At 55.6% G+C, this 7,965-nt stretch carries 4 protein-coding genes; all 4 read right to left on the bottom strand.

The window, feature by feature from the left end; genetic code table 11:
• Positions 1-101: 101 nt before the first annotated feature.
• A complete protein-coding gene (locus ACAW75_RS15465) occupies positions 102-2,306 on the bottom strand; it encodes a xanthine dehydrogenase family protein molybdopterin-binding subunit (RefSeq protein ID WP_370729635.1) in 2,205 nt (734 codons plus the stop codon).
• Entirely contained in the window at positions 2,303-2,806 is a 504-nt protein-coding gene (locus ACAW75_RS15460; RefSeq protein WP_370729793.1) for a (2Fe-2S)-binding protein, read from the bottom strand. Before ACAW75_RS15460 ends, ACAW75_RS15465 begins: the two co-directional genes overlap by 4 nt.
• A gap of 202 nt (positions 2,807-3,008) precedes the next feature.
• Positions 3,009-4,574 (bottom strand): RagB/SusD family nutrient uptake outer membrane protein, encoded by a 1,566-nt coding sequence (locus tag ACAW75_RS15455; RefSeq protein ID WP_370729634.1) that lies wholly within the window; start codon positions 4,572-4,574, stop codon positions 3,009-3,011.
• A gap of 33 nt (positions 4,575-4,607) precedes the next feature.
• Positions 4,608-7,766: a SusC/RagA family TonB-linked outer membrane protein gene (locus ACAW75_RS15450; RefSeq protein WP_370729633.1), complete on the bottom strand. Its 3,159-nt coding sequence runs from the start codon at positions 7,764-7,766 to the stop codon at positions 4,608-4,610.
• Positions 7,767-7,965 lie beyond the last annotated feature (199 nt).

Raw genomic sequence — 7,965 nt, 5'->3', positions numbered from 1 at the left:
GGGAGCGGACGCGTGAGCAATACCGGCGCGTCAGCTCCCTTTCCTCCCTTTCCTCCCTTTCCTCCCCTTCCTCCTTTCCCCCCCCCCTTTCCTCCTTTCTTTTACACCTTCGCCAGATCAATCGGCAGTCGGCGGACGCGTTTGCCTGTGGCGGCGAAAACGGCGTTGGCCAGGGCGGGGGCGAGTGGTGGTAAACCAGGTTCACCTACGCCTTTGATTGTGTTACCACCATCGGCCAGGATGTGCACCTCAACGGCCGGCATCTCATTGATACGCAGCATCTGGTTGGTATCGAAGTTGGTCTGCTGCGCCTGGCCGTTGGCAAAGGTGATGCCCTCTTTCGTAGCCGCCACCAGCCCCATACAGATGGCCCCTTCCACCTGATTGCGCACCATATCCGGGTTAACGACCGTGCCGAGATCAATGACGCAATACACCTTGTCGACTTTCACCGACCCGTCTTTCTGCTTCGACACCTCGACAACCTGCCCAGCCAGACCAGCAAAGAATTCCCACTGTGCCACACCACGGCCTTTTCCGGCGGGGAGCGGCTTATCCCAGTTCGACACTTCGCGTAGTTTGGCCAGCACCTTTTTCGTGTCCGAGTCTTTGGTCAGCATCGCCATCCGGTAGTCCATCGGGTCTTTCTTCGCCTGATGCGCCATCTCGTCGATGAAACACTCATGCGAGAATGCCAGCGTCGTGCTGGTCACGGCTCGCCAGTAGCCCGTTGGTACCTGCAAGTCAGCGAAGACGTAGCGGTTGTCGACGTTCGGGATGTCGTATTTCTGTTCGCTGATGCCTTCCGTCATGGTTTTGTCGGGCTTGGCCGCATCCCGGGTACGTCCCAGCGTGGCATCGATCGATGGCGAAATGACTTTGTGCTGGAAAGCCACCGGCAGTCCGTCGGCACCGAGGCCGGCACGCATGGCCGAGAACGTCATGGGCCGGAACGGACCCAACTGTGTATCGTCTTCCCGCGTCCAGACCACCTTCACCGGCTTACCCACCGACTTGGCAATGTGGGCCGCTTCGAGCACGAAATCCTGGAATAACCGACGACCAAAGCCACCGCCATTGAACGTGATGTTCACCTTGACGTCCGTTGGCTTGATCTTGAACTCCTCGGCCATCTTTGACTTGATCCAGTCTGGTGCCTGCGATGAGGTCCATATCTCGACGGAATCGGCGGTTGGCCAGTTTACCACACAGTTCATCGGTTCCATGGGCGAGTGGCTCACCATCGGCGTTTCGTAGAACGCGTCGAGTTTGGTAGGCGCATCGGCCAATGCTTTGGTGAAATCACCTGCGGTATGATCAACCACACCGTCCTGTTTGGCCAGTTCATGGAGCTGCTTTTCATAGGCGACTGTATTGAACGCATCCAGGCCCTGATGATCCCACTTTACGGTCAATGCCCGACGGCCTTTCAGCGCGGCCCAGTAATTGTCGGCCACCACGGCCACACCGTCGTATTTATTCTGTTCGAGCACGCGGGTCGCCTTCACCACCTGTCGCACGCCTTTCACCTGCTTCGTTTTGGTGTCGTCGAAGCTGATCAGTTTACTGCCAATGACAGGGCTACGTTCAACGGACGCGTAAAGCATGCCCGGCACCTTGACGTCGATCCCGAACTGCGCCTTACCCGACGATTTGGCGGGCACCTCAGGCCGCAGCGACGGCTTACCCAGGATCGTGAAGTCCTTGGGATCTTTCAGCTTGGGGCTGGTCGGAACGGGTAGTTTCGATGCCACCTCGATCAGATCACCATACGCGATGCTGCGTCCCGACGCTATATGAAGTACCTGCGCGTTGGCCACGGTACACTCGTCGGCAGGTACGTTCCATTGCTGGCTGGCAGCGGTCACGAGCATTTCGCGGGCCGACGCGCCGACCGTCCGGAGGGCCATGTAGCGGCCCCGAACGGACGAGCTACCGCCCGAAATCTGTCCGCCATAGGCCTTTTCGCCCCCCGTTTGCAGGATCGTCACCTGATTCAGCGCCACCCCCAGTTCTTCAGCGATCAGCGCCGGCACCGACTGGAACGTACCCTGCCCCATATCGGGTTGGGGATTCATGATCGTAATCTTTCCGGGCTTCCCGCCTACCGATTTTTCGATGATAATATAAGGCGTCAGCTCAGTACCGACAGGCGCCGCATTGATATTCAGCATACCGATGCCAGGGGCACCGGCGGGTGCGCCTGCCTTGGCCGACGAAATACCCAGCACCAGCGCCCCGCCTGCCAGGCCAAGCGTTTTCAGGAAATCGCGGCGGTTGGCTGTTGATAGTATGTCTGCGCTCATCGTTTGCCTAGTTTAGATGCGTTCTTCACTTTTGGGGAAGCGCTGATCTCCGCCGAGGCGGTATGAATGGCTTCCCGAATTCGGACATACGTGCCACACCGGCAGATGTTACCCTGCATGGCTGCATCGATATCGGCATCGGTCGGTTTCGGAATCTGTTTCAGCAACGCCACCGCCGACATGATCTGGCCCGACTGGCAATAACCACACTGCGGTACCTGATGCTCGATCCAGGCTTTCTGTACGGGGTGATCCGCGTTTTTCGACAGGCCTTCAATGGTCGTAATCTTCTGGCCGGCCACCGCCGACACCGGTACGCTGCACGAGCGAATAGGGGCCCCGTCGAGGTGAACCGTGCAGGCACCACATTGGGCAATACCGCAACCGAACTTGGTGCCGGTCAGGCCAACAACGTCACGAATGGCCCAGAGCAGTGGCATATCCGGGTCAACATCAAGCGACTGCGGCTGATTGTTAATGGTGAGTTTAATCATGACCAGTAAACTGATTGTTAAGTCGTTTCAGGGGAAAGCGAAGGTAACGAAAAACCCCGACAGCCGGAAGCTGTCGGGGTTTTCGATGGATTGATTCAGACCAGTTATACTACATCTAGTTTGCTTTCGCGCTGTAGGTTGTTTTTTGCTCTAGGCCCTTCGACCGCAGCGGCGGACCGTTCCGCAATTATTCACTATTCATTCCCTCCTAGTTCGGATAACCTGGATTCTGAGGCCCCAGGTTCGGGTTATTCAGTAGCTCTGGTCTTGGCAGCGGCAACAGCAGGTGTTTGGCTTCCAGCGTTTTGTTCGTGCTCAGGTTGACATGACCCACGAAATTATCGAAGCCATTAGTCGTTTCGTTATACACTTTCCGCAACCGGACCATATCGAACCAGGTGATCTGCTCGTAGCACAGCTCATGCCAGCGCTCACGCCATACTGCTTCCCGGAAGGTCGACTGAGAGAACGTACCCAGGGCAGGTGTGGTCAGCTTGGCCCGGTCGCGGATACGTTTCAGGGCGTCGTAGGCAGCCTGCGTGGGGGCACCCAGTTCGTTCTGTGCTTCGGCGTACAACAGCAGCGTTTCTGCAAAGCGTATCTGGGGTACGTTCAGGTTGTTCAGTCGCGTTCCCGCAACACCAGCCGTACCGTTGGCGGTCCGGTTAAAATGCTTGAACACGTAGGGAGCACCCAAACTGAAGGGTGCGCCGGTCCCGTTGGTGTAGTAGGTCGTGTAGAAATACCCCTCCTGATCCTTTGCCCGCAGGTCACCCGCCTCGTAGGACTTATAGAACGCAGCCGTTGGCACCGAGCTGCCAGTCCCGGTTGGTCCGTTGTAGTTGATCGGCTTGAAGTTTCCGTAGAAATTATCCATCGGATTGGCCGCTACAACGGAGTTGTATTGGATCATGAACAGATGCTCCACCCGGTTTTTCTGACTTTCGCGGTGAACGTCTTCGTAGGTCGTAAACAGGTTGATCACCGACGGATTCGCATTCGCATAAGTGATCACCTCGAAGGCTTTATCGGCCGCCAGTTTATAGTACGGTGCCCCTTTGCTCAGTGGGAAACCGGCCATTGTCAGGTAGACCGTTGCCAGTTGCGATTTTACAGCCGCCAGATTCACCCGACCGCTCACGTCCATCCAGGCCAGGCCAGCCGTTTCAGCCGCTTGCAGATCCTCCACGATGAGTTTATAAATATCTTCCTTCGGGGCACGCGGCGGGCTGAAATCAGCGGCCGTGGCATCAGGCTGCGGCTTGGTGATCAGTGGCACGTCGCCCCACAACCGAACCGCCTGGAAGTAAGCCCAGGCGCGTAGAAACTTCGCTTCACCCAGAATTTTCGTCTTCTGAGCGGCATCCATCGGCGTAATGGCCGGCACCCGATCAAGCACCTGGTTGGCCTGGGCAATTACCCGATACAGGCCATTCCAGTAGTTGACGATGTGGGTGGTATTGCCATCGTGCGCCAAACTGTACAGGTTGTTCAGATCGGAGTTCTGAGCCGTTTCCGTGGTCGACGTACCTGTCATCGCCTCGAGCAACTGCCAGTTATTCGAGAAGATGTTCGCCCCGTCGCCGATGAACCGCAGACTGGCGTAGACTGATGCCAGTCCCGCTTCGGCATGGTCGGGAATGGTATAGAAGCTGTCGGTTGTCAGGTTCGACGGCGCCATTTCATTCAGGAAGTTGGTGCAACCAGCTGGCCCGAGTAAAACGGTTCCTGCCAACATCGTTTTAGCTATTGACTTTATTAGTGAAGATCGCATGATACGTATCTAAGTTGAGGTCAGTGTCTTGAATTAGAGGCCAATTTGCAGGCCGATCAGGTACGTGGTTGGCTTCGGATAGTTGTGCCAGATCATGCCCTGTGAGAAGGCGCTGTTGCCATCTCCCTGGTTGGTTGGCGTTACTTCCGGGTCACCAACGATCGGGTCTTTCACCAGCAGGAACAGGTTCTGAACCGTGGCGTAGAAGCGGAGACGGCTCATTTTCAGGCGATTCGCCACTTCTGCCGGCAGGGTGTAGCCCACCAGGAAATTGCGACCACGGAGGAACGATCCGTCTTTGATCCAGTGTGAATCTACGTTGGTCACGTACCCGGCCCGGGTTTCACGAATCTGCGCAATCGGCGTGTTCTGGTTGGTCGGTGTCCAGGCGTTCAGCACAGAGGTGTAGCTGTTGGCCAGCGCCTGCCTGTCTTCACTGGCGTGCAGGTTCATCAGCATCACGTCGTTGCCATACATGAACTGAAGCTCGATCGTGGCGTCGAATTTTTTGAAACGGAAACTGTTGGTCAGTGCGCCCCATCCTTTCGGACTGCCATTCCCGATAATGCTGCGATCCGCATCGGTGATCGCCTTGTCGCCGTTCACGTCGAGGTACTTGATGTCGCCGGGCAGCAACGTCAGGTTGTTGCGGTAGCTGGTGAACTTGGCCGCTTCTTCACGCTCGGCCTCGCTCCACGTACCCAGGCGGGTCAGGCCCCAGAAGGCACCAACGGGTTCCCCAACGCGAATGACGTTGGTTGGGTTGGTGAAGTTCGGACCACCCACGTTGAAGATATCCGACGGCGTAGCCAGCGACAGGACCTTGTTGCGGTTGAATGAAATATTGAACGTCGTGTTCCAGGTGAAGTTACCCCGGTCGACGTTGACTGTGTTGAGGCCAAACTCAAACCCGGCATTCTGCATCGAACCCACGTTCCGGCGAATGGTCGCATAGCCACTGGTGCGCGGAACCGGCGCATCGAGCAGCATATCGGTCGTCAGGCGGTAGTAGTAATCCGCTTCCAGCGAGATCCGCCCTTTGAATAAGCTAATTTCCAGGCCTACGTCGGTCTGGGCCGTTTTTTCCCAGCGCAGGTCCGGGTTAGCCAGGCGGTCGATGCCCGTTCCACCAACCCGCGTGTCGTTATAAATAGCCGAATAGTTGGAACTCAGCAGCGCCAGCGATGAGTAGGGTGGAATCTCCGAGTTACCCGTCAATCCGTAGCTGGTACGCAGTTTCAGGTTGGAAATCACGGGATTCCCTTTCAGGAAGCTCTCCTCAGACACGCGCCAGGCAAAGGCCGCCGACGGAAAAAACGCGAACTTGTGGTTGGCCCCGAACTTAGACGACCCATCGGCCCGACCCGTAACCGTAAACAGGTACTTGTCCATCAGGCTGTAATTGACCCGACCGAAGTATGAGTTAAAGGCAAACCGTGACGCACCCGACGATACCTGCGGATTGGTCGCCCCGGCCCCCAGGTTGTTGTAGCCGAAATAGTCGGTAGCAAAGTTGTTGACCGTGGCCCCCATGCTGAAGATGTTGGTCTCCTGCCACGAAATCCCCAACAGCGCCGTGAGGTTGCTCGAGGCGTTGATCTGCTTGTTATACGTCAGGTAATTCTCCAGCGACCAGAAGCTCTCTTTGCGATACCGGGCCGCCGCGTTACCAAAACTGCCTGGATTCAGCGTCCGGGTCTGCGACTCGTCATTTTCCTGAGTCAAAATATTCGTCCCAAGTACCGTTCGCATCTCCAACCCTTTGGCTATATTGATGTTGGAGTACAGGCTACCCAGCGTCGTTTGCGTATTCAGAATAAACCGACGGTCCATCAACCGGTGCACGGAGCTGAATGAACCCTCGGCACTTGGGTAATCGCGGTTGCTGGCATACGACCCATCGGGATATTGGACGGGCAGGAACGGGAAGTCTTCCACGATCTGGCGGGCAACGGCATCGTTGATATCGACCAGGTTTTCGCTCTGGTTATTGTAGCTCAACGTACCCCCTACCTTCAGCCATTTCTTCACCTGATCATCAACGGTAAAGCGGCCCGAATACCGCTTCAGGTACGACGTTTTGATGAGTCCTTCGTCGTTCCGATAACCTAATGACAGCGAATACTGGGTACGTTCATTGCCCCCGCTGAAGCCCAGCTGATGGTTCTGCGATAGTTTGTTCTGCGTAGTCTCCTTAAACCAGTCGGTATCGTACAGCGGGTTCAGGTTGCTGTCGAAAACGCCCGGATGCGCCGCGCTGTATTGCCGTCTTCTAGCCACCGGGTCCAGGTTCGTGTATTTACCAGCGGCCCAGCCAGCGGGGTCGAACTTGGCGATGTTGGCATAGGCCAGGTCTTCCGTTGCCAGATACTCCCTCGCGTTCAGCACATGCGGCCGGTTGGGCCCGATCGTGTTCACGCTGAAATCGGCGTTGTAGGTAACCTGTCCTTCACCGGCTTTCCCTTTTTTGGTCGTCACCAGAATAACGCCATTGGCACCCCGTGCCCCGTAAATAGCCGTCGACGACGCATCTTTCAGTACCTCAACCGAGACAATATCGTTCGGGTTAATGTAGTCGATGGCCGAGCTGAACTGGTTTTGGTTACCCTGCGGCAACATCACCCCATCGACCACATACAGCGGGTTATTCGACGAGTTGATCGAGCTAAACCCCCGAATCCGAATGGTGGTGCGACCACCCGGACGGCCTGAGTTCGTGTTTACCTGCACACCGGGCAACCGACCCGACAGCGCCTGATTGAGCGACGGCGCGGGTCGTTCATACAACTGCGATTGCTTGACCGTAGCCACGGCACCGGTTAAATCAGATTTCCGGGCCGTACCGTAACCGATAACCACCAGTTCATCCAGCGCTTTGTTATCGTTCAACAAGGCCAGGCTGATCGTTGTCTGATTGCCAACCGTCACCTCTTTGGCCATGTAGCCCACGTACGAGAAAACAAGGATCGAATTTCCGTTGGAAACGCTGAGCGCATAGTTTCCTTCTACGTCGGTTGTTGTGCCTTGCTGGGTGCCTTTGACAACCACACTCACGCCGGGCAGGGCGGCTCCCTGTTCATCTTTCACCTGGCCGTTTATCCGCCGGTCCTGGGCAAAAGCGCTACTACAAAGTAGCCAACTCACCAAGAGAATACGAGCTACATGAGCCACTCGTTGTACATAGTCTTTCATACTAGTTGATTAATAAAATGAACGATTCGTTTAGGGTATACCCTATTTCGGGTATACCCACAGAAGAAATGGGCTTTACTATTCTAATTAAAATATTTTAATATATTCTCTCTTTTATCATACTAGGATGTATTTATATTAAGTATTTATAATTAGTTATAGGTATATGGTTTTTTCTATTTTTACTCATTATTCATCT

The sequence above is a fragment of the Fibrella arboris genome (genome assembly GCF_041321095.1).
Taxonomy (GTDB): Bacteria; Bacteroidota; Bacteroidia; order Cytophagales; family Spirosomataceae; genus Fibrella; species Fibrella arboris.
The sequence above is the reverse complement of the archived record's forward strand: the minus strand, read 5'-3'. Positions and strand labels throughout refer to the sequence as shown.